This window comes from Micromonospora sp. NPDC048868 (assembly GCF_043198195.1).
GTDB lineage: Bacteria > Actinomycetota > Actinomycetes > Mycobacteriales > Micromonosporaceae > Micromonospora > Micromonospora reichwaldensis.
Map to the genome: position 1 here is coordinate 219,489 of NZ_JBICUN010000003.1, position 24,668 is coordinate 244,156.

21 protein-coding genes and 1 pseudogene are annotated in these 24,668 nt (G+C 74.8%); 6 read left to right on the top strand and 16 right to left on the bottom strand.

Annotated elements, in window-relative coordinates; translation table 11 throughout:
- Positions 1-103: 103 nt before the first annotated feature.
- The gene (locus tag ACGFNF_RS06010) at positions 104-1,282 is read left to right on the top strand and encodes a nucleotide sugar dehydrogenase (RefSeq protein WP_393166105.1); all 1,179 of its coding nucleotides are present in this window, start codon (positions 104-106) and stop codon (positions 1,280-1,282) included.
- Between the two features lie 59 nt (positions 1,283-1,341).
- On the opposite strand, the gene ACGFNF_RS06015 is transcribed toward ACGFNF_RS06010, so the two are convergent.
- The 5 genes from ACGFNF_RS06015 to ACGFNF_RS06035 form a co-directional block, all read right to left on the bottom strand.
- Positions 1,342-3,825: an ABC transporter permease gene (locus tag ACGFNF_RS06015; RefSeq protein ID WP_393166107.1), complete on the bottom strand. Its 2,484-nt coding sequence runs from the start codon at positions 3,823-3,825 to the stop codon at positions 1,342-1,344.
- Positions 3,822-4,616: an ABC transporter ATP-binding protein gene (locus ACGFNF_RS06020; RefSeq protein WP_393166109.1), complete on the bottom strand. Its 795-nt coding sequence runs from the start codon at positions 4,614-4,616 to the stop codon at positions 3,822-3,824. The genes ACGFNF_RS06015 and ACGFNF_RS06020 overlap by 4 nt, the downstream gene beginning before the upstream one ends.
- Before the next feature lie 149 nt (positions 4,617-4,765).
- Complete coding sequence (locus tag ACGFNF_RS06025; protein ID WP_132234566.1) at positions 4,766-5,431, bottom strand: response regulator transcription factor; 666 nt, start codon at positions 5,429-5,431, stop codon at positions 4,766-4,768.
- Positions 5,428-6,672, bottom strand: a complete 1,245-nt coding sequence (locus ACGFNF_RS06030; protein ID WP_393166111.1) for a sensor histidine kinase — start codon at positions 6,670-6,672, stop codon at positions 5,428-5,430. Before ACGFNF_RS06030 ends, ACGFNF_RS06025 begins: the two co-directional genes overlap by 4 nt.
- A gap of 67 nt (positions 6,673-6,739) precedes the next feature.
- Positions 6,740-7,426 carry a DUF305 domain-containing protein gene (locus tag ACGFNF_RS06035; RefSeq protein ID WP_393166113.1) on the bottom strand — a complete coding sequence of 229 codons (687 nt, stop codon included), beginning with the start codon at positions 7,424-7,426 and terminating at the stop codon, positions 6,740-6,742.
- Positions 7,427-7,564: 138 nt separating this feature from the next.
- Between ACGFNF_RS06035 and ACGFNF_RS06040 the strand changes: the two genes are divergently transcribed.
- Positions 7,565-9,016 carry an LVIVD repeat-containing protein gene (locus tag ACGFNF_RS06040; protein WP_393166115.1) on the top strand — a complete coding sequence of 484 codons (1,452 nt, stop codon included), beginning with the start codon at positions 7,565-7,567 and terminating at the stop codon, positions 9,014-9,016.
- A gap of 68 nt (positions 9,017-9,084) precedes the next feature.
- Here ACGFNF_RS06040 and ACGFNF_RS06045 read toward each other — a convergent pair whose 3' ends face one another.
- From ACGFNF_RS06045 to ACGFNF_RS06080, 8 genes and pseudogenes are all read right to left on the bottom strand, one after another.
- On the bottom strand, positions 9,085-9,306 hold the full coding sequence (locus ACGFNF_RS06045) for a DUF2188 domain-containing protein (protein ID WP_225852266.1): 222 nt from the start codon (positions 9,304-9,306) through the stop codon (positions 9,085-9,087).
- 114 nt (positions 9,307-9,420) lie between these two features.
- Entirely contained in the window at positions 9,421-9,630 is a 210-nt protein-coding gene (locus ACGFNF_RS06050; protein ID WP_393166117.1) for a PfkB family carbohydrate kinase, read from the bottom strand.
- Between the two features lie 190 nt (positions 9,631-9,820).
- Positions 9,821-10,075, bottom strand: a pseudogene (locus tag ACGFNF_RS06055) (PfkB family carbohydrate kinase); the annotation flags it as partial.
- Between the two features lie 141 nt (positions 10,076-10,216).
- The gene (locus ACGFNF_RS06060) at positions 10,217-11,827 is read right to left on the bottom strand and encodes an asparagine synthetase B family protein (protein ID WP_393166119.1); all 1,611 of its coding nucleotides are present in this window, start codon (positions 11,825-11,827) and stop codon (positions 10,217-10,219) included.
- 4 nt (positions 11,828-11,831) lie between these two features.
- Positions 11,832-12,794, bottom strand: coding sequence for a DUF5715 family protein (locus ACGFNF_RS06065; protein ID WP_393166121.1), 963 nt, complete (start codon positions 12,792-12,794; stop codon positions 11,832-11,834).
- A gap of 140 nt (positions 12,795-12,934) precedes the next feature.
- Positions 12,935-13,729 carry an isocitrate lyase/phosphoenolpyruvate mutase family protein gene (locus ACGFNF_RS06070; RefSeq protein ID WP_393166123.1) on the bottom strand — a complete coding sequence of 265 codons (795 nt, stop codon included), beginning with the start codon at positions 13,727-13,729 and terminating at the stop codon, positions 12,935-12,937.
- A complete protein-coding gene (locus ACGFNF_RS06075) occupies positions 13,726-14,742 on the bottom strand; it encodes a cytochrome P450 (protein WP_393166125.1) in 1,017 nt (338 codons plus the stop codon). Before ACGFNF_RS06075 ends, ACGFNF_RS06070 begins: the two co-directional genes overlap by 4 nt.
- A gap of 824 nt (positions 14,743-15,566) precedes the next feature.
- Positions 15,567-16,313 (bottom strand): ArsR/SmtB family transcription factor, encoded by a 747-nt coding sequence (locus ACGFNF_RS06080; protein WP_393166127.1) that lies wholly within the window; start codon positions 16,311-16,313, stop codon positions 15,567-15,569.
- A gap of 131 nt (positions 16,314-16,444) precedes the next feature.
- Here ACGFNF_RS06080 and ACGFNF_RS06085 point away from each other — a divergent pair, with 131 nt between their 5' ends.
- Positions 16,445-18,664 (top strand): family 43 glycosylhydrolase, encoded by a 2,220-nt coding sequence (locus ACGFNF_RS06085; protein WP_393166129.1) that lies wholly within the window; start codon positions 16,445-16,447, stop codon positions 18,662-18,664.
- A 63-nt stretch (positions 18,665-18,727) separates the two neighbouring features.
- Here the strand turns inward: ACGFNF_RS06085 and ACGFNF_RS06090 are convergent, their stop codons facing one another.
- A complete protein-coding gene (locus ACGFNF_RS06090; RefSeq protein WP_393166132.1) occupies positions 18,728-19,255 on the bottom strand; it encodes a 2'-5' RNA ligase family protein in 528 nt (175 codons plus the stop codon).
- Between the two features lie 113 nt (positions 19,256-19,368).
- Between ACGFNF_RS06090 and ACGFNF_RS06095 the strand changes: the two genes are divergently transcribed.
- Positions 19,369-21,165 carry a DEAD/DEAH box helicase gene (locus ACGFNF_RS06095; RefSeq protein ID WP_393166134.1) on the top strand — a complete coding sequence of 599 codons (1,797 nt, stop codon included), beginning with the start codon at positions 19,369-19,371 and terminating at the stop codon, positions 21,163-21,165.
- A gap of 64 nt (positions 21,166-21,229) precedes the next feature.
- Here ACGFNF_RS06095 and lon read toward each other — a convergent pair whose 3' ends face one another.
- Together lon and ACGFNF_RS06105 are read right to left on the bottom strand one after the other, a co-directional pair.
- Positions 21,230-23,560: an endopeptidase La gene (lon, locus tag ACGFNF_RS06100; protein ID WP_393166136.1), complete on the bottom strand. Its 2,331-nt coding sequence runs from the start codon at positions 23,558-23,560 to the stop codon at positions 21,230-21,232.
- A 38-nt stretch (positions 23,561-23,598) separates the two neighbouring features.
- Complete coding sequence (locus ACGFNF_RS06105; protein WP_393166138.1) at positions 23,599-23,961, bottom strand: hypothetical protein; 363 nt, start codon at positions 23,959-23,961, stop codon at positions 23,599-23,601.
- On the opposite strand from ACGFNF_RS06105, the gene ACGFNF_RS06110 reads away from it, so the two are divergent.
- Together ACGFNF_RS06110 and ACGFNF_RS06115 are read left to right on the top strand one after the other, a co-directional pair.
- A complete protein-coding gene (locus ACGFNF_RS06110) occupies positions 23,948-24,118 on the top strand; it encodes a LuxR C-terminal-related transcriptional regulator (RefSeq protein WP_393166139.1) in 171 nt (56 codons plus the stop codon). The two genes, ACGFNF_RS06105 and ACGFNF_RS06110, sit on opposite strands and share 14 nt — an antisense overlap.
- A gap of 136 nt (positions 24,119-24,254) precedes the next feature.
- Entirely contained in the window at positions 24,255-24,602 is a 348-nt protein-coding gene (locus ACGFNF_RS06115) for an Lsr2 family protein (RefSeq protein ID WP_132234604.1), read from the top strand.
- The last annotated feature ends 66 nt before the right edge of the window (positions 24,603-24,668 follow it).

The window sequence follows — 24,668 nt, forward strand, 5'->3', positions numbered from 1 at the left end:
GGCCCGCGGGCGCGGGGGGTTGTGTTTCTTCGGGGGCCCCCCCGGGGCGGGGGGGGGGGGGGGCCGGGGGGGGCCCGGGGGGGCGGGGGGGGGGGGCGGGGTGGTGGGGGCCCCCCCCGTCGACGCCGACCGGATCAAGCGGCTCGCGTCAGGTGAGTCGTTCGTCGAGGACATCCCCGCCGACCGGCTGGGTCGCGCGCTGGGCAGCGGCCGGTACCGGCCGAGCACGGCGTACACCGACGCGGAGGGCTTCGACATCTGCGTGATCACGGTGCCCACGCCGCTGCGCGACGGCACGCCCGACCTCAGCTTCGTGGAGCAGGCCGGCGTCGGCATCGGCCCGTACGTGCGGCCGGGCTGCACGGTGATCCTGGAGTCCACCACCTATCCCGGCACCACGGAGGAGCTGCTGCGCCCGCTGCTGGAGTCGGCCAGCGGGCTGCTCAGCCCGGGCGACTTCCACCTGGGCTACAGCCCCGAGCGGATCGACCCGGGCAACCCGACCTGGCGCCTGGAGAACACCCCGAAGGTGGTCTCCGGGATGGACGCGGTCGCCCTCGCCCGGGTGGACGGGTTCTACCGCCGGCTCGTGGAACGGACCGTGCCGGTGGACTCCACCCGGGTGGCGGAGCTGACCAAGCTGATCGAGAACACGTTCCGCCAGGTGAACATCGCCCTGATCAACGAGCTGACGATGCTCTCCCACCACCTCGACATCGACGTCTGGCAGGCGATCGAGGCGGCGGAGAGCAAGCCGTTCGGCTTCATGCCGTTCCGGCCCGGCCCGGGCGTCGGCGGGCACTGCCTGCCGATCGACCCGTGCTACCTGTCCTGGCAGGTCAAGCGGCGCCTCGGGCGGCAGTTCCGGTTCATCGAGCTGGCCAACGACGTCAACCACGAGATGCCCGAGCACGTGGCCCGACGGGTCATGAACGGGCTGAACCGGGCCGGTCGCGCCGTCAGCGGGGCCCGGCTGCTGCTGCTCGGGCTGGCGTACAAGAAGAACACCGGTGACATGCGGGACTCCCCCGCCGTCGACGTGGCCCAGCGCCTGCAGGCCCTCGGCGCGGAGGTCCGGGCGGTGGAGCCGTACGCGGAGCCGCACCAGATCCCGGGCGGCGTGCTCGTGGTGGAGCTGACCGAGCGGGAGGTGCGCGCGGCGGACGCGGTGGTGGTGGTCACCGACCACGACGACTTCGACTACGACCTGGTGACCCGGCACGCCCGGTACGTCTTCGACACCCGCAACCGGTGTGCCGGCCCGGTGGTGGAACGCCTGTAGGCCCGGCACCGCTGGCCGGTCCCGGCACCCGGACGGGCGACGGGACCGGCCGGCGGCTGTCACTGGTCGCCGAGCGCCTCGACCACCGGCCGGGACAGCGCCCGGCGCGCCGGCAGCACCGAGGCGACCAGGGCGGCCAGCACCGCGACCCCGAGGATCAGACCCAGCTGCCCCACCGGCAGCACCACCGCGAAGTCGCCGCTGATCCGGGCCAGCAGTGCCATCGCGGCGGCGCTGACGCCGGTGCCGAGGCCCACCCCGAGCAGCGCGCCGACAAGCGCCGTCAGCACCGCCTCGACGGCCAGCATGGCGCGCATCCGCCCCCGGGTCAGGCCGACCGCCCGCAGCACGGCGTTCTCCCGGGTCCGTTCCACCACCGACAGGCTCAGCGTGTTGGCGACCCCGACCAGCGCGATCACCACGGCCAGGCCCAGCAGCGCGGTGACGAGGGCGAGCAGCATGTCGACCGTGGCGGTGAGCATCTTCTTGTACGCGCCCTGGTCCATCAGGTTGGCCGTCGGGTACCGGGCGACCACCGACTCGACGGCGGCCCGGGCCCGATCGGCGGAGACCCCGTCGGCGGGGTCGATCTCGGCCAGGAAGCCCCGCTCGTCGGGAAATAGCGCGGCGAAGTCGGCGTCCACCACGTCGATCACGTGACCGTCGGGGACGGGGCTGCCGGCGAGTGCCGGTCCGTCGGCGGTGACGACCGCGGCCACCCGCAACGACCGGCCGCGCACGGTGACGGTGGAACCGGTCGTCCAGCCCCGGGCCTCGGCCAGCTCCCGGTGCACCAGCACCCACCCGGGTCCCAGCCGGTCGACGTCCCCCGCCACGACGCCCGTCAGCGTCCGGGCCACCAGTGCGGGGTGCGCGGCCTGGATCTGCACGCCGGCGGCGACGGCGCCGCGCCGCTCGTGCACCACCGCCAGTTCGGGCCGGGCGCGCAGCTCGGCCACGAGTGGCGCCGGCAGGCTCCCGCCGATCCCGGTGACCAGCCAGTCGACCCCGATCTCGGCGTCCACGCTGCGCTCGATGCCGTCCTTGGTGCTGCGGGCGCCGACCACGAAGGCCGACACCAGACCGATCCCGATCACCAGGGCCGTGGCGGTCGCGGCGATCCGGCGCGGATTGCGTACGGCGTTCGCCACGGCCAGGCCGGCGGTGGCGCCGAACAGCCGGCGGGCCGGCCACCCCAACACCCGGACGAGCGCCGGCACGAGCACCGGGCCGAAGAGCACGATGCCGAAGAAGGTGAGCACGCCACCGGCGGCCACGAGCACCACCTGGACGGCGTACGCGGCGCCGACCAGCGCGGCGATCCCGGCGGCGAAGACCAGCGCCCCGACGGTCAGCCGGAGCCGGCCGGCGCCCCGGGCGGGTTGGACGGCCGCGTCGGTGAGCGCGGCGACCGGGGCGATCCGGGTGCCCCGCCACGCGGGCAGCAGGGCGGCGCCCATCGTGATCGCCGTGCCGAGGAGCAGGCTGACCAGCACGGTCGACGCGGTGACGGTGAGCCCGCCGGGGGCCGGCGCGTCGAGCCGCACCATCACCTGGTTCATGCCGCCGGCCAGGGCGACGCCGATCAGCACGCCGGCCGCGGAGGCGGCCAGCCCGAGCAGCGCGGCCTCCAGCAGCGCGGCGCGGAACAGCTGGCCCCTGGTCGCGCCGACCAGCCGCAGCAGCGCGGTCCGCCGGGTCCGCTGCGCCAGCACGATCGCGAAGGTGTTGGCGATGACGAACCCGGCGACCACGACCGCGACCCCGGCGAAGGTCAGCAGCGCCATGTTGAACTGCTGGAGGTCGCGGACCGCGTCGGTCACGGCGTCGTCGAGGATCCGCTGCCGGGTCTTGACGGTCGCGCCGGCGCCGACGGCCTCGGCGGCCCGTCCGGCCAGCGCCTCGTCGGTCGTGCCCGGCCGGGCGGCCACCATGATCCGGTCGTAGCCGCGTTGGCCGGTCACCGCGAGGGCGTCCGCGCCGACCAGGCCGATGAACGGACCGCCGACGTCGCGGGCGGTGCCGGCCACGTCGACCGTGCCGACAAGCGTGTACGGGCGGGCCGCTCCCCCGCCGCCGCCGACACGTACGGGCGCGCCGAGGGCGAAGCCCTCCTCCGCTGCGGTGGGCGCGTCCAGCACCACCTCGCCGGGGCGGTCGGGCAGCCGGCCGGCCACCACGTCGTACGAGCGCAGCGCCTCGTCGACGGGGATGGCGGCGAGGACGGCGTAGCCGAGCACGGGGCGGCCGTCGGCGCCGACGACGCCGCCGGAGCCGAGCAGCTCCCCCTCGGCGGCGGCGACCCCGTCGACGGAGCGCACCTTCTCGACCAGCGCGGCCGGCAACGGGTCGTCGGTGGTGGAGTGGACGGCGAGGTCGGTGTGCCTGTCGAACGCCCCGGCCCGCTCGTACGCGCCGGTGCGCATCCCGTCGACGAAGATCAGCGTGCCGGCGATGAACGCGACGCCGAGCACGATGGCCAGCGAGGAGAGCATCAGGCGCAGTGCCTCGGCGCGGAGCTGGCGCAGGGTCGTCCTGATCACCGGGTCACCGCCTCGCGGCCGGTGGCCGGTACGCGCGCCGGGTCGAGGCCTGCGAGCGCGTCGAGCACGCGCTCGGCGGTCGGCGCGGTGAGGTCGCGTACCGGCCGGCCATCGGCGAGGAAGACCACCCGGTCGGCGTGCCCGGCGGCCGACGGGTCGTGGGTCACCATGATCACCGTCTGGCCGAGGGTGTCGACCGCCTCGCGGAGCAGGCGCAGCACCTCGGCGCCGGAGTGGGAGTCCAGGTTGCCGGTCGGCTCGTCGGCGAAGATCACCCACGGCTTGGTGATCAGGGCGCGGGCGACCGCCACCCGCTGCTGCTGGCCGCCGGAGAGCTCGGCGGGACGGTGGCGCAGCCGGTCGGTGAGCCCCACCGCGGCGACGACCTGGCGCAGCCAGGCCGGCTCCGGCCGCCGGCCGGCGATCGCCAGGGGCAGCACGATGTTCTCCTCGGCGGTCAGCGCCGGCAGCAGGTTGAACTTCTGGAACACGAAGCCGACCCGGTCGCGGCGCAGCAGGGTGAGCCGCTTGTCGTCGAGGCCGGCGAGATCGGCGTCGCCGATGCGCACGCTGCCGGAGGTGGGCCGGTCCAGGCCGGCGAGGCAGTGCATGAGGGTGGACTTCCCGGAGCCGGAGGGGCCCATGATGGCGGTGAACCGGCCGGCGGCGAAGCCGACGTCGACCCCGTCGAGGGCGACGACGGCGGCCTGGCCGGCGCCGTACCGCTTGGACAGGCCGCGGGCGGTGACCGCGACGCCGGCGGTGGCGTGCGCGGGAGGTGCGACGGACACGTGGAGCTCCCCGTGGAGATCGTGGCTGGGACGTCTCCGACGCTATGGGCGCCGCCGGTCCGGCCGCGTCCACCCGCGCGTGGTGATCCCGCTGCGACCTTGGGAGCCCCTGACGGGGTGGGCCCGTACGACCTGGGTCGTAGACCGGCTCAGCCCCCGGGGGTGACCAGCCCCGTCTCGTACGCCAGCACCACGGCCTGCACCCGGTCGCGGAGCTGGAGCTTGGCGAGGATCCGCCCGACGTGCGTCTTCACGGTGGCCTCGGCGACGTGCACCCGGGCGGCGATCTCCGCGTTGGAGAGGCCCTGCGCCACCAGCAGGAGGATCTCCCGCTCGCGTTCGGTGAGCTGGCCGATCCGGGGGTCCTCGGCGGGCCCGGGGCCGAGCCGGCCGGCGAACCGGTCGAGCAGCCGCCGGGTGATGGGCGGGGCGACCACCGAGTCGCCCCGGGCGACCACCCGGATGGCCGCCAGCAGCTCCTCGGGCGGGACGTTCTTGAGCAGGAAGCCGCTGGCGCCCGCCTGGAGCGCGGCGAAGGCGTCGGCCTCGGTGTCGAAGGTGGTGAGCACCAGCACCCGGGGCGGTCCGGCGGGACGATCCCGGCAGATCCGGCGGGTCGCCTCCACCCCGTCCATGGTCGGCATCCGCACGTCCATCACCACGACGTCGGCCTCGACGCGGGCCAGCAGCCGCAGGGCGTCGGCCCCGTCGATCGCCTCGCCGACGACCTCAAGGTCCGGCTGGGAGCCCAGCACCATCCGGAAGCCGGCGCGGACCAGCGCCTGGTCGTCCACGATCACCACGCGGACCGTCATGCCGCCGTCACCTCCGTCGTCGGGGACGTCGACGGTAGCGGTAACCGCGCCTCGACCTGCCAGCCACCGGCGAGCCGCGGGCCCGCGGTGAGGCTGCCGTCGTACACGCCGACCCGCTCGCGCATGCCCACCAGGCCGTGCCCGCCGGAGGGCGCGGGGCTGACCGGCGGCCGGCCGCGCCCGTCGTCGACCACCCGGACCACCACGGCGTCGCCGGCGTGCGCGACGGTGACCTCGACGTCGGCGCCGACCCCGGCGTGCTTCAGGGCGTTGGTCAGCCCCTCCTGCACCACCCGGTAGACGGTCAGTTCCAGCCCGGGCGGCATCGGCGCCGGCTCCCCGGTGACCGCGTGCCGGATTCGGAGGCCGGCGGCGCGGAACCGGTCGAGCAGGGCGGGCAGCTCCGCCAGCGCCAACCGGCGGTGCGCCGGGTCGGCGGTCGCCCCGGCCTCGCCGGGCGCACCGGCCGCGCCGGAACCGGCCTGCGCGTCCGGCGCGTCGGGCTCCCGCAGTACGCCGACCAGCCGGCGCATCTCCTCCAGCGCCTGCCGGCCGGTGTCGGCGACCACCTTCACCGCCTGGCGGGCGGTCTCCGGGTCCCGGTCGAGCGTGAACCGCGCCCCGTCGGCCTGCACGATCATCACCGCCATGCTGTGCGCCACCACGTCGTGCAGTTCCCGGGCGATGCGGGTGCGTTCCTCCGCGACCGCGGCGCGCGCCTCCGCCTCGCGTTCCCGCTCCAGGGTGGCGGCCCGCTCCTCCAGGCTGAACACGTAGAGCCGGCGGGTGCGCACGTTCAGCCCGACCAGCCAGACCGCCCCGGTGACCAGCCCGTAGTAGATGGCCGCCGCCCACCAGGCGATGGCTCCCGAGGTCTGGAGGCCGGCGAGCACCACCCCGACGGCGGCACCGATCCCGGCGAGGACCCCGTCGCGGAGCCGGTCGGCGTACTTGATGACGCTGTAGAGGGCGATCAGCACCGCGATGTCGAAGGGCAGCGGCCCCCACCCGGCGACGACCTGCACCATCGCGAGGGCGGCCACCACGGCGGCGACCGCCGACGGGTGGGCCCGGCGGAACAGCAGCGCCACCGCCATCGCGGTCCCGACCAGGGTGGCCCTGCCCCCACCGGGCTGGTTCGCCATGCCGGCGAGGCCGAGGAGCGCCACCGTGGCGGAGACGAAGGCGTCGAAGGCGACGCCGCGCAGGGGGTGGCCGAGGATCGCGCGGTTCACGGTCACCCAGCGTACGTGCCGCAGGTCAGGGGGTCACTCCGCCCCGAGGCCGGGGCCGGGCCGCCCGACCGGGTCAGGCCAGCAGTTCGCGCATCCGGTCGATCTCGACGGTCTGCTCGGTGGCGACGGAGTTGGCGAACTCCGACAGGGTGAGGTCGGCGCCGACCTTGAGCAGGTCCGTGGCCATCTGGACCGCGCCCTGGTGGTGCTCCGTCATCATCCGCACGAAGAGCCGGTCGAACTCGGCGCCCCGCGCCGCCGCGAGCTGCCGGATGGCCTCGGGCGTCTGCATGCCCCGCATGCCGTCGTGGTCGTGCCCGGCCACCTCGGTGGAGAGCCCGCGCGCCTGCAACCAGCCCCGCATCAGGCCGATCTCGGGGCCCTGGCTGGCCCGGATCCGCTCGGCGAGGGCGCGCAGGGCCGGGTTGCCGGCGCGGTCACCGGCCAACTCCGCCATCTCGAGCGCCTGGGCGTGGTGCGGGATCATCATCCGGACGAACCAGACGTCCATCGAGTTGTGTCGGGCCGCGGTGGCGTCGCGCAGCTCCTCGGCGGGCCGGACCTCGGCGGTCTCGCCGGGCCGACCGGGCACGATCACCGCGGGTCGGCTCGGACCGGCCGGGGCGGACGTCGGGGCGGCGGCCTGCCCCGCCAGCACCGCGGTCGGGCCGCCGGCGGAACGGGACAGGAGGACGACCGCCACCGTCAGCAGACACGCGGCTGTGACGACGGCGAGGATCCGCGCGCGCGGGTTGGTCACGGGCCGCTCCCCCCGGTAGAGGTCATGGCGATGCTATCCATCGATGAACAGGCTTGGGTGTGACTTAGGTCACATTGATGGAACTCTTTGGACTGTAAGGTGTGCACCATCGCCACCCCCTTGCGAAGGACGTCGCCGATGACCAGTTTCCGCACCTTGCGGGCCAGGCGGCTCACCACCGTGAGCCTGGCCGCGGCCGGTCTACTCCTCGCCAGCGTCGCCACCGCCACGCCGGGAACCGCCGGCGCGGCGGCGCAGTCCGCCCCCTCGGACACGGCGGACACCACCAACGCCATCCCGGGCGTCGACGAGATCGTCAGCAGCCCCAACCTCCGGCAGGTCGCCAACCTGCCGAAACAGGCTCCGCTGAACGCCACCAACAGCGACCTCGCCTTCCAGGGCCGCTACGCCTTCGCCGGCAACTACAACGGCTTCGTCGTCTACGACATCTCCCGGCCGACCGCGCCGACGGTGGTGTCGCAGGTGTACTGCCCCGGATCGCAGAACGACATCTCCGTCCACGGTGACCTGCTGTTCCTCTCCACCGACTCCTCCCGCAGCGACGACTCCTGCAACAGCACCAGCGCGCCGGCGACGGAGAAGGCGTCCTGGGAGGGCATCAAGGTCTTCGACATCAGCGACAAGGCCAACCCCCGCTACGTCAAGGCGGTGGAGACGGCCTGCGGATCGCACACCCACACCCTGGTGCCGGGCAAGGACCGCAAGGCCGTCTACCTGTACGTCTCCTCGTACAGCCCCCGGGCGGAGTTCCCCGACTGCCAGCCCCCGCACGACTCCATCTCCATCGTGAAGGTGCCGGTGAAGTCGCCCACGGACGCGGCGGTGGTGGCCACCCCGAACCTCTTCCCGGACGGCGGCTACGAGGGCCGGCCCGGCGGTTCGGCGACCACCGGCTGCCACGACATCACGGCGTACCCGGAGAAGAACCTCGCCGCTGGCGCGTGCATGGGCGACGGCGTGCTGATGGACATCTCGGACCGGGAGGCCCCCCGGCTGATCAACCGGGTCCGGGACACCGTCAACTTCGCGTTCTGGCACTCGGCCACGTTCAACAACGCCGGCACCAAGGTGGTCTTCACCGACGAGCTGGGCGGCGGCAGCGCGGCCACCTGCAACGAGGCCGTCGGACCGGAGCGGGGCGCCAACGCCATCTACGACATCACGGGTCGCGGCGACGCCCGGACGATGGTCTTCCGCAGCTACTACAAGATCCCCCGGATGAACGCCGACACCGAGAACTGCGTGGCGCACAACGGCTCGCTGATCCCGGTGCTCGGGCGCGACATCATGGTCCAGGCGTGGTACCAGGGCGGCATCTCCGTCTGGGACTTCACCGACTCGGCCAACCCGCAGGAGATCGCGTTCTGGGAGCGGGGTCCGATCTCGATCGACCGGCTCGTCGGCGGCGGCTCCTGGTCGGCCTACCACTACAACGGCTACATCTACTCCAACGACATGGCCAAGGGCTTCGACGTCCTCAAGCTGACCGACTGGCGGACCTGGACGGCGAACCTCGTCCGCTACCGCGAGCTGAACGCGCAGACCCAGCCCAGCTACCTGAGCTGGTAGTCGCAACGCGCCGACGGGCCCGACCCCAAGGGGGTCGGGCCCGTTCGTGTCCAGCGTGGACGCGCCGGTCAGCCGGCCGGCGGGTACGGGTCGTCCTGGTAGGTGTACTCCGTCTCGATCTTGCCGTCGGACGTGTGCACGACGAGCTGGCTCGGCTCGTTGCCGTGCGCCGCCCGGCGCCCCGCCTCGACGGCGAGTTGCTTGGTGTCGAACGTGCCGACGACCTGGTTGCCCTGCTCGACCTTCCAGCCGCCGTCGTTCGGTACGACGTGGTACTGGTTGCGCTTCATGTCAGTCACCCGCCTCTCGGTCAGGCCACCGGGATACCCGGGCCCCGGAGGCGGAAAACCCTCCTGGGTGGACAAACCGTCCGTCGCCGCCGCCCGGAGGGAAGTGACCGCCCGTCACGTGGCCGGGATCCGGTCGAGCTGCGCGCGGAGCGCCTCCGGCGTCAGCGCGGGCCGGCCGCCCGGATGCCCGACGGTCGCGCCGGCCGCCGCGACCGCGTGCCGGGCGACCCGCTCCCGGGGCTCGCCGCGCAGCACGCCGAGGGTCAGCGCGGCGACGAAGGCGTCCCCGGCGCCGGTGTCGTCCACGGTGGGCGTCTCGCTCAACGGCGGCCCGCGCCGGCTGCTGGAGCTGCACCAGTACGGCCCGCGCGCCCCGCAGCGCGGATGCCGCCCCGGCGACGTCGTCGCAGGTGAGCAGGGTGGCCTCGGGCACGTCCTCCAGGTAGCGCCAGTCGGCGTCGGCGTCCACCACGTCGACGATGAGCGCGGTCGGGGTGCCGGGCCGGCGTCGTACCCACTGGACGTCGATGCCGTCGGCCCGCGCCAGCGCCAGCAGCCGCTCCCCCACCTCGTCGTCGCCGACCACCCCGAGCAGACCGACGGCGGCGCCGAGCTGCGCCAGCCCGACGGCCTGGTTGGCCCCCTTGCCGCCGAGCAGCTCGCGCCGTCGCCGTACCGGGGCGGTCCCGCCGGCCTCCGGCACCTCGTCCACCCGCAGTACGAGGTCCCGCGCCACCTGCCCGACCACCATCACGTCCAGTGCCGCCATGCCCGGACCACTACCCGCGAGCGCCCGGGTTGATCCGCACCGAGCGGGAGGCGTCCCCGGTCGCGAGGCGCGCCCCGGCTGGCGACGCGAGGGGTGGGTGGCGCGCCCCGGCCGACGACGCGAGGGGTACGTGGCGCGCGGTCAACCGGGCAGCGGCGCCTCGTCGCCGCGCGTGCGGCGCGGCCCGACCAGCCGGCGCACCATCGGGGCGGCGTTCCACTTCGCCGCGCCCACCAGGTCGCGGGCGTGCTCCAGGACGGTGTAGTCGGGCCGGGCCCGGCCGTCGGCGATGGCCCGGTCCAGGTCGTTGCCGCACCGGGTCAGCACGCTGTCGAAGTCGCGGCGTACCGGTTCGAGCAGGTGGTAGCCGAACGAGCGGTGCAGCCGGGCGAAGAGCGGCTTGTAGAGCCGGGCCCGCTCGTGCAGCCCCGAGGAGTACGACATCGGGTTCTTCGGGCGGCGACGGACGTAGTCGGGCAGCAGGTCGGCGAAGGCCCGGCGGACGATCCACTTCTCCTGTCCGTCGCGCATCTTCAGCCCGATCGGCAGCCGCATCGCCAGCTCGACCAGGCTCAGGTCGAGAAACGGCACGCGGGCCTCCACCCCGTGCCCCATGCTGGCCCGGTCGACGCGCTGCAACTCCGTACGGCAGAGGTTGCGGATCTTGTGCAGGAAGAGCCGGCGGGACGCCTCGGGGCCGACCTCGTGGTACATCGGGTAGCCGCCGAACAGCTCGTCGGAGCCGTCGCCGGTGAGCACCACCTTCACGCCCAGCTCCCGCAGCCGGCGAAACAGCGGCACGGTGACCACCGCGTTGATGATGTCGCCGTACTCGGTCAGCTCGGACATCCGGATGGCCTCCCGGATGTCGGCCAGCCGGATGTCGCGCGGGCGCAGCTCGACCACCTCGTGCGGCACCCCCAGGTCCTTCGCGAGCCGCCGCGCGTACGCGACGTCGGGGCTGTCGGGCACGCCCACCGTGACCGCGACGCAGTCGGGGTGCATCTCGCGCACGTGCAGCAGGGCCAGCGAGCTGTCCAGCCCGCCGGAGAGCACCACCCCGACGGTGAGGTCGGTGTCCACCCGCATCCGGATGCTGTCGGTGAGGGCGGCACGGACGAGCAGGGCGGCCTCGTCCGGGTCGTCCACCACCGGCAGCCCGTCGCCGAGGGTGAGCAGATCGACGTACGCGCGCAGCCGGACCGGCCCGTCGGGCTCGACCCAGCCGTGGTGCCCGGGCGGCACCTCGACGATCGGCACGCGGTGCCCGACCAGCGCCTTGACCTCGCTGGCGACGTGCAGGCAGTTGGGCGTCCGGGCCCAGTACAACGGCTTGACGCCGAGCGGGTCCCGGACCAGGTAGGCCCGGCCGGTGGCCCGTTCCACGACGGCGAAGGCGTACTCGCCGCGCAGCCGGGTCACCATGCCCTCGCCCCACTGCAGGAACGCGGCGAGCACCACCTCGGTGTCGCCGGTGCCGCGGAAGCGGTGTCCCAGCCGGACCAGTTCCGCGCGCAGCTCGGGGTGGTTGAAGACCTCGCCGTTGTAGCAGAGCAGCCACCGCTCGTCGGCGGAGGCCCACGGCTGCACGGCGCGTTCGCGGTCCACGATCGGCAGCCGACGGGTGCCGGTGAGCAGGCCGTTCTCGTAGCGGGTCTCGGTGACCTCGCCGCGTGGGGCGAGGGTGGCGAGCATCCGCCGGAAGATCGTCGGATCGGCCTCGGGGCCGAGGCTCAACGCGATGCCGCACATCGGCTCAGACCCCCATCTCGGCTTCGTACGCCCGGCGCAGCCGCCGCCGCGCCGCCGGCGCGAGGCACACGTGCCAGGCCTGCCCCTCGTCGACCACGTTGACCTCGCCGGCCCGCTGCCGGGCCAGCAACAGCTCGGCCAGGGTGTCCCGCGCGCCGAAGCGGCCGAACCACTCCATCTCGACGTCGACCGCCCAGCCGAGGCAGTGCCCGCTGGGCATCATGGCCGCGTACCCGAGTCGGCGCAGCCGGTGCTGGTGCTCGGCGCTGCGGACCAGGCTGGTCACCCACAGCGGCGGCGTGGCGGGCGGGGTGCTGGCGGCGAACTGCCGGGCGATGTCGTTGAGCAGCGCCACCATCTCGCGGCGGGCCCGCCGGAACCGCAGTCCGGCGGTACGCGGCGTGGCGTCGGGCCGCAGCCGGCGCCGCACCGCCCGCAGCCCGCGGCGGAGCAGCGTCCGCGGCTGCTCGGTGTAGCGGAAGCGCAGCAGGTCCCGGCGGCGCAGCCACTCCAGGTCCACCAGCTCGGGGCTGGCGTCGACCTGGGCGTCGGTGAGGTAGGTCGGGGTGTCGCGCCACCACATCACGTCGACGCGGGAGAGCAGGTAGATCCGGACCAGCGCGGTGAGGTCGGCGGCGGAGCTGCGCGCGTTGGGCTGGTAGCGGGCCATCTCCAGCAGCAGCGTCTCGCGGGCGCCGACGAGCCCCTGCGGGGTGGCGTCGAGCAAGGCGGCGATCGCGGGCTCGCGCAGCCGCTCGTCGATCAGCACCTGCCGGGCGGCGGTGCAGGACGCGCCGGCCAGGGCGCCGACCTCGACCAGCAGCTCCGCCACGGCCGTCCGGTAGGCGTCGAGGTCCGGCACGGCGGCGGGCCGCGTCGGGGTGGAGAACGCGCGCCGCCGGGCCGGGGCGGCGGGTGTGACGGAGGAGCCGGGCTGCTGTCCCGGGCTTCGGCTGGGCACTCGCATGGTCGGGTCCTCTCTCCCGTCACGACATCACTGTGTGCATCGCCCTGGGCACACCGTAATCAGGCGCGACGGGATGAGTCCGAACAATCCTCTTATCTCCTCCTAAGGAATGGCCGTGGGGTGCGGCCGAGCACGAACCGCTACGGTCGGGACGCCGCGCTCAACCCCTGCACCTCGGCGTACGAGGGCGGTTCCGGGTGCGACCCGCCGCCGGTCCGGACGGCGTCCAGGGTGTCCAGGGCGGCGCCGAGCGCGGCCCGGAACAGCAGCGAGCCCGTGCTGACCCGGGCCACGCCGAGCGCCCCCAGTTCGGCGAGGGTGGGCCCGCCCGGCCGGTGCAGCACATTCAGGGGCAGGTCGATGCCGGCGACGAGCGCGCCGATCGTCCCGGTGTCCGGCGCCGCGGGCACGAAGATGCCGTCCGCGCCGGCGGCCGCATAGGCACGGGCCCGGGCGAGGGCCTGCGGCAGCGGATCGGGGGTGCCGAGCCACCACGTGTCGGTGCGGGCGTTGACGAACAGGTCCGGCACCGCGGCCTTGACGGCGGCCACCTTGGCCGCCGTCAGCTCCGTCGGGTCGAGGGTGCCGTCGGCGCGGCCGTCCTCGATGTTGATCCCGACGACGCCCAGGGCGGCCAGTTCGGCCGCCAGGTCGGCGACGGCCGCCGGGTCGTCGTCGCAGCCCGCCTCCACGTCGACGCTGAGCAGCACCGGGAGCCTGCGCAACGCCCGGGCCAGCCGGACGTTCTCGGTCCGGGTGGCCGCCGCCGCGTCCGGCAGGCCCGCGGCCGCCGCTACGCCGAGGCTCGTGGTGCCGACCGCCTGATGTCCGCGCGCGACGAACGCGGCGGCGCTTGCGTGGTCCCAGGCGTTGGGCAGCAGCAGCGGCCGATCGGCGTGGTGCAGGGCGTGGAAGGCGGCGCAGCGCTCGTTCATCGGATCTCCAAGTCGATCGTCGTCGGGACGCGCAGCAGCGCGTGTGGTTCGTGGGTCAGCGGGGCGGGCACGGTCCGGCAGCGGTGGCGCAGCACCCGCACCACCCCCGTGGCCAGGGCCACGGCGTGCCGCTCGCCGGGGCAGCCGCGCGGTCCCGCGCCGAAGGTCAGTGGCGTGCCGGACCGGCCGGGCGTGAACCGGTCCGGGTCGGCGTGCGCAGCGGGATCCCGGTTGGCGGCGTCGAAGCGCAGCAGCACCTCCTCGCCCGCCGCCAGGTCGCGGCCGGCCAGCCGTGTCGGCGCGACCGCGACCCGCCGGGTCCCCCGCACCGGCGGGTCGAGCCGGAGCACCTCGGCGACGAGGTCGCCGGTCGACACGGTCGCGGGCAGTGCCAGACCGTGGCCGGTCGCGGCGCCGATCAGCCCGGCGGTCGCGTCGCATGCCTGCACCAGCAGCCCGATCCGGTTCGCCACCGCCTCGGGCGGGCCCGGCGGCGTCATCCCGAGCAGCGCCGAGACCGCCCGGTCGGCCGCGGCGACCCGCGCCGTGTCGGCGCCGGGGTGGTAGGCCGCCGCCACGGCGGTCACCGCCGGCACGGCCGCCACCGGATCGGCGAGCCCGAGCCGCGCCGCCAGCACCCGCAGCGGTACGTGGCGCGCGAGCCCGGACATCACCTCCAGCCGGTCGCCGGCACGGTCGAGCACCTTCCCGGTGAGCCGGGCCGCGGCGGCACGCAGTTCGTCGTGGTCGACCGCGGCCAGCGCGGCGACCCCGGCGGCCCGGCGGGCCGGGTGCCGGTGCGGGGCGCTGAACCGGCTGACGGTGCCGCGCAGCCAGGCCAGCGTGCCGGGCGCCCCACCCGGGGCGACGGGCACCTGACAGGCCGGGTCGGCGAGCACCGCCCACACGTCGGCGTGGCGGGTCACCGTCCAACCGGTGTCGGGGTGACGGGTGGGCGGTCCGCACGGTGGGGTGTCGGGCGCGGGCGCGATCACGAGGTCGTCGACGGTCACCGGGCGACGGTAGGGCCGCGACACTTCGGCCGCCCCCGAAACGTCCGCCACCGGGCACGAGCGGCGCCACGACCCGCGGGCCGAGCGGACCGGAACCCGCGCCTTCGCACCAGCCGAGCACGGTGGACACCAGGGCGCGTCGGCCGCGCCACCGGCCGCCGCGTCGGAGCGCTGGGCTGACACTACCGACGGATACTCAGCGTAATCAGCTCCGCGTACGACAGGCGGTGGCCCTCGTGATCCGTACGGCCGTCGTCGGAGGCGTGCACGGCTGTCATCGGGGGCGCTGCAGGCCGGCTTCGATCATGCAGTTGTGGTGGGCGTCGTGTCCGGGATCGCACCTTGTCGGGACGCCACAATTGCGTGATCGACCCCGGGCTGCCCGGGGAGGCGGGAGATCTTGGTAAGGGAGGGCCCCTGGGGCGGGCTTTGCGTGCCAAGATCCCGGACGCGCCGGGCAGATGCCGTAGCTCTCGACCCCTTTGCTTTGCATGCTCGGACGCACCAGCTACGGAATGTAAGCAAGGGCGTGCACCCCCAGAGCGCACGTTGCCAGGAAAGGCCAGCTCAGAGGCATGGTGCGTCGATGGGTGCAGAGCAAAGGGGCTCGACGGACCTACGCGGCCGGAGCATCGACCACTACGGTCAGCAACAATCCCCAATCATCACCGTCAGTTATGCGACGCGAGAGGCGCGAGAGGCGCGAGACCGCCGGGTCTCCCGAGGGCCGGCCTCGACGTGCCGTCCGAACAGACCCCGCACGTGACGCACCGACCGACGGGAACAGGCGTGTCGCGGCTCGCGGTTCGGGCCCATCGCGGCAGTCAGGCGCGGCCGCCGCCGGTGTCCGGCGCCGCGTCCGGCGCGAGGTCCGCCGGGGCGAGGCCGAACGTGGCAGCGAGCGCCGGGCCGCCGGCCGGGGTCAGCCGGAGCGACCGGTCGCCGCCCCGGACCAGCCAGCCCGCGTCGAGGAACCGGCCGCACAGCGCCGCGCCGAGTGCACCGGCCAGGTGCGGGCGGCGCTCGGTCCAGTCCAGGCAGTCGCGCACGAGGGGGCGGCGCGCGGACCGCAGCGGGTCGAGGGGCACCCCCAACCCGTCCAGCCAGCCCAGCCCGGCCGGGGTCAGCGCCAGCCCGCCGGCGTCGTCGAGCAGCCCGCGCGCCAGCAGCCGGTCGCGCAGCAGCACCCCGAGGCGTCCGGCCAGGTGGTCGTAGCAGGTGCGGGCGTACGCCAGGGCGGCGCCGGCGCGGGCGGCGCGCAGCGAGCGGGCCGGCTCCGGCCGACCGGGGGCGTGGCCGGCCAGGTCCTCGACGAGTTGGGCGACCGAGGGCCCGGCGAGCCGGAGGTAGCGGTGCCTGCCCTGCCGCTCCTCGACCAGCAGGCCGCCCCGGACCAGGCGAGTGAGGTGGTCACTGGCCGTGGAGGGTGCCACGCCGGCGAGCCGGGCCAACTCCCCGGCCGTCCACGCCCGGCCGTCGAGCAGGGCCAGGCAGATGGTGGCCCGGGTGTCGTCGGCGAGCAGGGTGGCGAGCCGGGCAAGGGCCCGGCCCCGCGTGGTGGCGGTGGTCACCGCCCCATGCTGACACGGGCACCCTTCGGCGCCCACCGAACGCCCGTCGAGTCTTTACAACGTTGTATGCATCGTTGTACAAACGGACACGCACCGATCCTGGTCGACATCTCGCACCCGAGGCAGGTCTGATGCGACATCTCCGCCGCGCCGGGGCGCTCGCCGCCGTCGTCGGTCTGGTCCTGGCCGCGACGGCGTCCGCGCCGGCCGCCGCCGCACCCGAGCCCCGCTACCGCAACCCCGTCTCGGCCGGGTTCGCCGACACCTTCGCCGACCCTGTGATCGTCCGCGGTGAGGACGGTTTCTGGTACGCGTACGGCACCACCGACCCGCTGCGCGAGGGCGAGGGGACGTTCCACGGGGTCCCCATCGCCCGCTCGGCCGACCTGGTCGGCTGGACGTACGTCGGAGACGCCTTCGGCCCCGGCCAACGCCCGGCGTACGCGGCTCCCGGCGCCGGCTTCTGGGCCCCCGACGTGCGCCGGATCGGCGACCGCTGGGTCATGTACGTGACCGTCACCGACACGACCGTGTCCCCCGACGGGGGTGACTTCGCCGTCGGGGCGGCCACCGCGCCCACCCCGACCGGCCCGTGGACCTTCGCCGACGAGCCCGTGGTCGCGCCCCGCCCCGGCGGTGGCGGGGGCTGGCTGTGGACCATCGACCCGAGCCAGTTCACCGACGTCGACGGCAGGCACTACCTCTACCACGGCAGCTACTACGGCGGCATCTCGGTGACCGAGCTCTCCGCCGACGGGCTGCGCGCGGTCGGCTCACCCACCCTGGTCGCCGTCGACAACAAGTTCGAGGGCAGCCACGTGGTACGCCACGACGGCTGGTACTACCTGTTCGCCTCGACGGCCAACTGCTGCGCCGGCCCGGCCACCGGCTACTCCGTGCACGTCGGCCGTTCCCGCGACCCGCGCGGGCCGTTCGTCGACCGCGACGGCATCTCGCTGACCGCCTCCCGGGCCGGCGGCACGCCGGTGCTCGCCCAGAACGGCAACCGGTGGATCGGCACCGGCCACAACGGCTTCCTCACCGACCTCTCCGGCCAGGACTGGATCGTCTACCACGCGATCGACCGTGCCGACCCGTACCTGGACGAGCCGTTCGGCATCAACGAGCGGCCGATGCTGCTGGACCGCCTCGACTGGATCGACGGCTGGCCGACGGTGAACGCCGGTGCCGGCCCTTCCGAGGGCCCGCGGCCCGCGCCGGTCACCACCGGCCGGGTGGACGAGCGCTTCGACGCCGGGCTGGCCGGCTGGCGACGCGGCTCCGGGGACTGGCGGGTCGCCGACGGCCGGCTCACCGGCAGCGGCGCGCTGACCAGCCGTACGACGGTGGGCGGGGACCTGCGGGCGGAGGCCGACCTGCGGCTTCCCGCCGCCGGGGCCGCCGGGCTCGCGCTCGGCGACCGGGTCTCGGTGCGGGTGGACGCCGCCGCCGGCCGGCTGGTCGTCGCCGACGGCGGGCGCACCGCGAGCGCGCCGCTTCCGGCCGGCTTCGACGCCGCGGCCGGGCACCACCTCGCTGTCGAGGTACGCGGCCGGGACCTGGTGGCCGAGCTGAGCCCGGCCCGGCTCGGCGACCAGCTGGCGGTGGTGTCGCTGCGGCTGGCGCGGCCGGTGGCCGGACAGCTCACGCTCACCGCGACCGGCGGGGCCGCCGGGTTCGACAACGTCAGCGTCGCCCGGCTGCACCGGCCGGTGCGCCACGCCGTCGCCGAGCCGCGGGCGGGCCGCCTGCTGCCGGCGTTCTCCGACGAGTTCACCGGCGGGCTGGACCCGGCGTGGCGGTGGGTGCGGCCGGACCCGGCGGCCACCGTGGCCGGCGGGGCGCTGCGCTGGCCGGTGCAGGGCGCCGACCTGACCGGCACCGGCAACACCGCCGGCGTGCTGCTGCGCGACGCGCCGGGCGGCGACTACGTCGTGGAGACGAAGGTGACCCTGGACCTCGGCGAGGAGACCGTCCGCAACTACCAGCAGGCCGGGCTGGTCGCCTACGTCGACGACGACCGCTTCGCCCGGCTGGCGCAGGTCGCGATCTGGAACACCAGGCAGGTGGAGTACGGCTACGAGCTGCCCTTCGCCGGCCAGCCGGTCTACGGCGGCAACATCGTCGGCACCCCGGCGACCACCACCTGGCTGCGACTGGCGCACCGGGTCGACCCGGCCACCGGCGAGCACGAGTTCCGGGCCGGCTCCAGCCGGGACGGGCGGACCTGGACGTGGGGCGGGGTGTGGACCTTCCCGGCCGACACCACCCCCCGGATCGGGCTGGTCGCGCACGGCGGCGCCGACCCGGCGGTCACCGCGCACTTCGACTACCTGCGCTTCCACCGCTGACCCCCGCACGATCGGGCCCTCACCGTCCGGTGGAGGCCCGACCCCGTTCCAGGCGCCCGGCGATCACGTGCGGCGGCCGGCGCCGCCCAGCGGGCTGACCGTCCGGTCCTGTCCGTCGTAGCTGCGCCCGGCGACGAAGGCCCCGTCGGGGCGGTCGACGCCCGCCACCGCGCGGGCCAGCCGGCGGTCGGCGTCGCGGAAGCGCAGCGCCAGGCTCAGGTGCGGGCGCCAGTGCCCCGGCGCGTGCCAGGGACGCTGTCCCGGGGCTGCGGCGAGGACGTCCCACACCGACGCGTGCAGGGCGGTCAGCTCCGGCGACGGGTGCACCAGCCACACCAGCGGGGCGCTGCCGTCGAGCACCGCGATCCGGTCCAGCCGCACGGGCAGCGGCAGCGCTGCGTCGAACAGGTCGGCCAACCGCCGCTGCGCGCCGGGCGGGAACTCGTCGACCGCGGCGAGGGTCAGGTGCGGCCGGTTCGTCGGGTGGGCGTTGCGGGCCAGGCTGGGCAGCCCCACCGCGGCCAGCCGCTCCCAGGCGCCGCGCACGGCGGCCTCCAGGTCGGGCGAGCAGACCAGTTCGACCGTACGCACGCCGCCAGGCTAGCCCGCCGGAGCACGGCGACGGGCGCCCGCCGGACCCGCGCGGGTGCTCGTTGTGCCGGTCGGCGAAACGGCGTCGCGGCGGTGATGAAAAGCTTGACGGCATGAGTTCCGCACCCGTACGGCACGACCCGCCCACCGAGCCCGGCCCCGACGCCCTCGACGACACGACCGCCTTCGCGGACCTCGGACTACGCGCCGAGTTGCTGGGCGCGCTGACCGCCCTGGGCTACGAGGAGCCCACTCCGATCCAGCGGGAGGCCATCCCACCCCTGCTGGCCGGCCGGGACCTGCTGGGCCAGGCCGCGACGGGTACGGGCAAGACGGCCGCCTTCGCGCTGCCGCTGTTGCAGCGGATGCCCGACGACCGGCCCGGCGGCGCCCCGGTGGCGCTCGTGCTGGTGCCCACCCGCGAGCTCGCGGTGCAGGTCTCCGAGGCGTTCCACCGCTACGGCAAGGACCTGGGCGCGCGGGTGCTGCCGATCTACGGCGGGCAGCCGATCGGCCGGCAGCTGCGCGCCCTGGACCTCGGCGTCGACGTCGTGGTCGCCACCCCGGGCCGCGCGCTGGACCACATCGCCCGGGGCACGCTCGACCTGGGCTCGCTGGCCACGGTGGTGCTCGACGAGGCCGACGAGATGCTCGACATGGGCTTCGCCGAGGACATCGAGGCGATCCTGGAGCACGCGCCGGAGCAGCGTCAGACGGTGCTCTTCTCGGCGACGATGCCGGCGCGCATCGACGGGCTGGCCCGCAAGCACCTGACCGACCCGGTACGCATCCTCATCGCCCGCGAGCAGCCGGTGGCCGGCGAGGCGCCCCGGGTACGGCAGAGCGCGTACATCGTCGCCCGGGCGCACAAGCCGGCGGCGCTGGGTCGGGTGCTGGACGTCGAGTCCCCCACGGCGGCGATCGTCTTCTGCCGCAGCCGCGAGGAGGTCGACCGGCTCACCGAGACCATGAACGGCCGGGGCTACCGGGCCGAGGCGCTGCACGGCGGGATGAGCCAGGAGCAGCGCGACCGGGTGATGGGCCGGCTGCGCACGGGCACCGCGGACCTGCTGGTGGCCACCGACGTGGCCGCCCGCGGCCTGGACGTCGAGCAGCTCACCCACGTGGTCAACTACGACGTCCCGTCGGCCCCCGAGTCGTACGTGCACCGCATCGGCCGGGTCGGCCGGGCCGGGCGGGAGGGCGTGGCGATCACCCTCGCCGAGCCGCGCGAGCACCGGATGCTCAAGACCATCGAGCGGGTCACCGGCCAGCGCATCGCCATCGACAAGATCCCGACGGTGGCGGACATGCGCACCCGGCGGTTGGAGCTGACCCAGGGCGCCCTGCGGGAGAGCCTGCTGGAGGACGACCTCGACCCGTACCGGGCGATCGTCGAGTCGTTGACCGACGAGTTCGACCTGGTGGAGGTGGCCCTCGCGGCGGTGAAGCTGGCGCACGAGGCGACGTCGCCGGGCTCGGACGACGAGGAGGAGATCCCCCAGGTCCCCGTCCGGGGCCCGCGTGAGGGGCGGCCGGAGGCCGGTGGCCGGGGCGAGCGCCGCGGCGGTGCCCGGCCCCGCACCGGCGGCACCACCCAGGTCTTCATCGGGCTGGGCCGGCGCGCCGGGGTCCGCCCGCAGGATCTGGTGGGCGCGATCACCGGCGAGACCGGGGTCAGCGGCCGGGACATCGGCTCGATCGAGATCGCCGACCGGTTCTCGCTGGTGGAGGTGCCCCAGAGCGTCGCCGACGAGGTGATCGCCGGGCTGCGTGGCAGCACCATCAAGGGCCGCAAGGCGACCGTACGCCGGGACCGTGACGGCGACGGCGGCGGCGAGCGCCGCTTCGACGGGGCCGACCGGCGCGAGCGCCGCGACCGGGACTTCGACCGGCGCGACCGCCGCTGACCCGCGCGTGAGGAAGGGCCCCCTGCCATGCACCAGGCGTTGGCAGGGGGCCCTTCCTGACACCTCAGGCGGCGGCGAGCGCCGGGTCGGGGCGGGTGTCGGCGTCGGCCGGGCGCAGCGCCAGGGCGAGCACGTCGGCGACGTCGGCCAGGGTGTGCACGGTCAGCGCCTCCCGGACCTCGGCGGGCAGGTCGTCGAGGTCCGGCTCGTTGCGGGCCGGGATGATCACCTCGGTCAGGCCGGCCCGGTGGGCGGCGAGCAGCTTCTGCTTCACCCCGCCGATGGGCAGCACCCGGCCGGAGAGGGTCACCTCGCCGGTCATCCCGAACTCGGGTCGCACCGGCCGGCCGCTGGCAAGCGACGCGAGGGCGGTGACCATGGTGATGCCGGCGCTGGGGCCGTCCTTGGGCACCGCGCCCGCCGGCACGTGCAGGTGGATCCGCCGTCCGGCGAGGGCGTTCGGGTCGAGTCCGAGCCGGCGCCCGTTGGAGCGCAGGTACGACAGCGCGATGTGCGCCGACTCCTTCATGACGTCGCCGAGCTGGCCGGTCAGGGTCAGCCCCGGTTCGCCCTCCATGCTGGTGGCCTCGATGAAGAGCACGTCGCCGCCCGCGCCGGTGACGGCCAGGCCGGTGGCCACGCCGGGCACCGCCGTCCGCTCCGCCGATTCCGGGGTGAACTTCGGCCGCCCGAGGTAGGTGGCGAGGTTGCCGGTGTCGACGCGGACCGGCGCCGGGTCGCTCGCCAGGGCCACCGCGACCTTGCGGAGGATCTTCGCCAGCGCCCGTTCGAGCTGCCGTACGCCGGCCTCCCGGGTGTACTCGCCCGCGATCCGGGCGAGGGCGTCGTCGGCGACGGTGATCTCCTCGGCGGTGAGCCCGGCCCGTTCCCGCTGCCGGGGCAGCAGGTGGTCCCGGGCGATGGCGACCTTCTCCTCCTCCGTGTACCCGTCGAGGGTGACCAGCTCCATCCGGTCCAGCAGCGGGCCGGGGATGGCCTCCACCACGTTGGCGGTGGCCAGGAAGAGCACGTCGGAGAGGTCGAGGTCGACCTCGAGGTAGTGGTCGCGGAAGGTGTGGTTCTGCGCCGGGTCGAGCACCTCGAGCAGTGCGGCGGCCGGGTCGCCGGAGTAGCCGGCGGCGAGCTTGTCGACCTCGTCGAGCAGCACGACCGGGTTCATCGAGCCGGCCTCGCGCAGGGCGCGCACGATGCGGCCCGGCAGCGCGCCGACGTAGGTGCGCCGGTGGCCGCGGATCTCGGCCTCGTCACGGACACCGCCGAGCGAGACGCGGACGAAGTTGCGGCCGAGCGCGCGGGCGATCGACTCGCCGAGGCTGGTCTTGCCGACGCCGGGCGGGCCGGCGAGGGCGAGCACCGCGCCGGAGCCCCGGCCGCCGACGACGCCGAGGTTGCGCTCGGCCCGCCGGTTGCGCACGGCGAGGTACTCCAGGACGCGGTCCTTCACGTCGGCCAGGCCGGCGTGGTCGGCGTCGAGCACGGCGCGGGCCGCGGCCAGGTCGGTGTCGTCCTCGGTACGGGTGCCCCACGGCATCTCCAGCACCGTGTCGAGCCAGGTCCGGATCCAGCCCGCCTCCGGGGAGGCGTCGCTGGCGCGTTCCAGCTTGCCGACCTCGCGCAGCGCCGCCTCGCGGACCTTGTCGGGCAGGTCGGCGGTCTCCACGCGGGCCCGGTAGTCGGCGGAGCCGTCCGGCTCGTCCTCGCCGAGTTCCTTGCGGATGGCGGAGAGCTGCTGGCGCAGCAGGAACTCCCGCTGGGACTTCTCCAGCCCCTCGCGGACGTCGGTGCTGATCTGCTCGGCGATCTCCTGCTCGGCCAGGTGGTCCTTCACCCAGCCGACGAGCAGTTCCAGCCGGGCGGTGACGTCCGGCGCGGCGAGCAGCTCGGTCTTCTGGGCGAGGCTGAGCCAGGAGACGTAGCCGGCCGAGTCGGCCAGCTCGGAGAGGTCGGTCATCCGCTCGATGGCGTCGATGACCTGCCAGGCGCCGCGCTGCTGGAGCACGGACGTCATGAGGGCGCGGTACTCGCGGGCGAGTTCGCGGGCGCGGCCGGCGGGGGCGGGTTCGTCGAGTTCGGTCGCCTCGACCCAGAGGGCGGCGCCGGGCCCGGGTACGCCGGAGCCGATCCGGGCGCGGGACAGGCCGCGGATGACGGCGGCCGGTTCGCCACTGGGCAGCCGGCCGACCTTCTCGATGGTGGCGACCGCGCCGACGGGGCCGTACTCGCCGTCGAGGCGGGGCACGGCGAGCAGCTTGCCCTCGCCGGTGGCGCGGGCCGCGTCGACGGCGGCCTGGGTGGTCGGGTCGAGGGTCACCGGGATGACCATGCCGGGCAGGAGCACGGCGTCGGTCAGGGGAAGTACCGGGAGAGTTGCCATCGAACACCTGCTATCGCGTTGAGTTGAGCGTGTCCAGCTCAAGTAACAAATCGTTCCCCTTGTTCCGGGCTGTGACCCAGGCCACCTCCGCGCGTGGGACGGCGCTGCGGGCGCAGCAGCTCGCGCGCCAGGCCGGCGCCCCCGGCGGCCGCCACGGCGAGCGGGATCGCCAGGCAGGTCGGCGCCAGTGCGGCGACGGTCCAGCCCGGCAGGCCGGCCACCGCGGCGACGCCGGTCAGCACGGCGAGCGGGATCAGCGCGTCGCCGTCCTGGCTGATCGCGTTGGCGACCAGGGTGGGCAGTGGCAGGCCGCCGGGGCATCCGCTCCGTGCGCTGCTGCGTCCCGGCCGGGCGGCCCCGGTCGATCTGGACGACGAGGAACGGGCGATGCTCCGGGCCATCGCGGCGGGTCGCAGCACCGTCGAGATCGCCGAACGGATGCACGTCTCGGAACGCACCGTAAAGCGGATGACGGCCGGGCTGCTGCGAAAGTTGCGGGTCTCCACCCGCGCCGAGGCGGCGGCGCTCGCCGGTCACGCCGGTCTGCTCGGCGACTGACCCCGGGCTTTGCGTCGAGCCGTTTTCCCGCCATAACGCGACGCGCCGAAATGAGGACGACGCGCATTGTTGCGGATTAGCCCTGGGATACGTCAAACTTTGACCACACCCCGCCCCACACAGGGAGTAATTGACGATGGCGAGAAAAGTAATCACGGTCCTGACCGACGACCTCGACGGTGGAAAGGCCGACCGGACCGTCGAGTTCAGTCTGGACGGCGTGGCCTACACCATCGACGTCTCCGACGAGAACGCGGGCGTGCTGCGCAAGGCCCTCGACCCGTACATCAACGCTGGCCGGCGGATCGGTCGCGGAACCGCCGACACCGGGCGGGCACCTCGGCGGGCAGGCACGCCGGGCGGCTCGGGAATGGACCGCGAGCAGAACCGGGCCATCCGGGAATGGGCCACCAAGAACGGCTACAAGATTTCCGAGCGCGGCCGCATCCCGGTCGAGGTCGTGGAGGCGTACAAGAACCGCTGACCGGCGCCGGGCTCACGCTCGGGCTGGTGCGGGGTCACGCTGAGGAATCAGCGCGGCCCCGCCGGT